We start from the raw sequence: 2,339 nt of genomic DNA, 5'->3' as shown, positions 1-2,339 counted from the left end.
CAGAGCGCATCGATAGTGTGCGCAGTCTTTTAGAGGATAAGGAACGACAGATGTTCCAGATAGTCCGGTTAATGGATGAACAACAATCTATTAACAAGAAGATAGCCAATCAAATTCCGGTTATTGTGCAGAAAAGTGTGCAGGAACAGTCCAAAAAGCCAAAACGAAAAGGTTTCTTGGGCATCTTTGGCAAAAAAGAGGGAACGAAGCCAACGACAACAACGACTACGCTCCGTTCATCCAATAGAAACATGGTCAACGAACAGAAAGCGCAGAGCCGTCGATTGTCAGAACAAGCCGATAGTCTTGCTGCCCGTAATGCAGAACTTAACAGACAACTGCAAGGATTGATTTGCCAAATCGAAAAGAAGGTACAATCTGATTTACAAAATAGAGAAAGCGAGATAACAGCGATGCGTAAAAAATCATTTATGCAGATAGGCGGCTTGATGGGATTTGTTCTTTTGCTGTTGGTCATTTCCTATATCATCATACACCGTGATGCAAAGAACATTAAACGATACAAACGCAAGACAACGGATTTGATCGAGCAATTGGAACAGTCCGTGCAACAAAATGAGGTACTCATAACCTCCCGAAAGAAAGCGGTACATACTATTACCCATGAGTTGCGTACACCACTGACGGCAATAACTGGCTATACCGAACTTTTGCGGAAAGAATGCAATAGCGGTAATAATGGGCAATATATCCGAAATATACTGCAATCCTCCGACCGTATGCGGGATATGCTCAACACTTTGCTTGACTTCTTCCGCCTGGACAACGGCAAGGAACAGCCCCGTCTGTCACCCTGCCGGATTTCTGCAATCACGCACACACTTGAAACGGAGTTCATTCCTGTTGCAGTGAACAAAGGGTTGTCCTTGTCCGTGAAGACTGGACACGATGCCATTGTATTGACCGACAAAGAGCGAATAATACAAATCGGGAATAACCTGCTGTCAAACGCAGTCAAGTTCACAGAAGAAGGCGGTGTTTCTTTGATTACTGAATATGATAATGGAGTTCTGACACTGGTCGTTGAAGATACAGGTACAGGCATGACAGAAGAGGAACAGAAACAAGCGTTCGGTGCGTTTGAACGTCTATCAAATGCCGCCGCAAAGGAGGGTTTCGGGCTTGGGCTTGCCATAATGCGTAATATTGTGTCGATGCTTGGCGGAACAATCCGTTTGGACAGCAAGAAAGGGAAAGGCAGTCGTTTCACAGTTGAAATTTCTATGCAGGAAGCTGAAGAACAGCTTGGATATACAAGCAATACACCTGTTTATCATAACAATAAATTCCATGATGTTGTCGCCATTGACAATGATGAGGTATTACTTCTGATGCTGAAAGAGATGTACTCCCAAGAAGGAATACACTGCGACACTTGCACCGATGCTGCGGAACTGATGGAAATGATACGCCAGAAAGAATACAGCCTGTTGCTGACAGACTTGAATATGCCCGGTATAAACGGTTTCGAATTACTGGAACTGTTGCGTTCGTCCAACGTGGGCAATTCACCAACAATCCCGGTGGTTGTGGCAACCGCTTCGGGCAGTTGTAACAAAGGGGAACTATTGGCAAAAGGCTTTGCCGGATGCCTGTTCAAGCCGTTCTCCATATCGGAGTTGATGGAGGTTTCCGACAGGTGTGCCATAAAAGAAACACCGGACGGGAAACCGGATTTTTCAGCTTTGCTGTCTTACGGCAATGAAGCCGTTATGCTGGAAAAGTTGATGACGGAAACTGAAAAAGAGATGCAGACAATACGGGAAGCGGCAACAGAAAAAGACCTGCAAAAGCTGGATTCCCTGACACACCACCTGCGCAGCTCGTGGGAGGTGCTACGTGCCGACCAACCGCTAAATGTACTTTACAGATTGCTTCATGGCGATGTACTCCCGGATGGTGAAGCGTTAAGCCATGCCGTGACTGCCGTGCTGGATAAGGGAGCGGAAATAATCCGGTTGGCAGAAGAGGAAAGGAGAAAATACGAAGATGGATAAGACAACAATAATTGTGGTAGAAGACAATATCGTGTACTGCGAGTTTGTCTGCAACATGCTGGCGCGGGAGGGCTACCGCACCGTGAAGGCTTACCACCTCTCAACCGCGAAGAAACATCTACAACAGGCGACAGATAATGACATCGTGGTTGCCGACCTGCGCCTGCCTGACGGTAACGGCATTGACCTTTTGCGCTGGATGCGAAAGGAGGGAAAGATGCAGCCCTTCATCATTATGACCGACTACGCCGAAGTTAATACCGCCGTGGAAAGCATGAAACTCGGCTCGATAGACTATATTCCCAAACAGCTTGTGGAGGA

At 46.5% G+C, this 2,339-nt stretch carries 2 protein-coding genes; both read left to right on the top strand.

Annotated features, from left to right (window positions below; translation table 11 throughout):
* A partial coding sequence (locus EJL04_RS16230; RefSeq protein ID WP_237471979.1) for a hybrid sensor histidine kinase/response regulator occupies positions 1-2,018 on the top strand: 2,018 nt, incomplete at its 5' end.
* Positions 2,011-2,339: response regulator (locus EJL04_RS16225; RefSeq protein ID WP_125105677.1), on the top strand; the 329-nt coding region annotated here is incomplete at its 3' end. The genes EJL04_RS16230 and EJL04_RS16225, both read left to right, overlap by 8 nt.

Origin of the sequence: Prevotella marseillensis, from assembly GCF_900625065.1 — a bacterium.
Lineage (GTDB): Bacteria > Bacteroidota > Bacteroidia > Bacteroidales > Bacteroidaceae > Prevotella > Prevotella rara.
The sequence above is the reverse complement of the archived record's forward strand: the minus strand, read 5'-3'. Positions and strand labels throughout refer to the sequence as shown.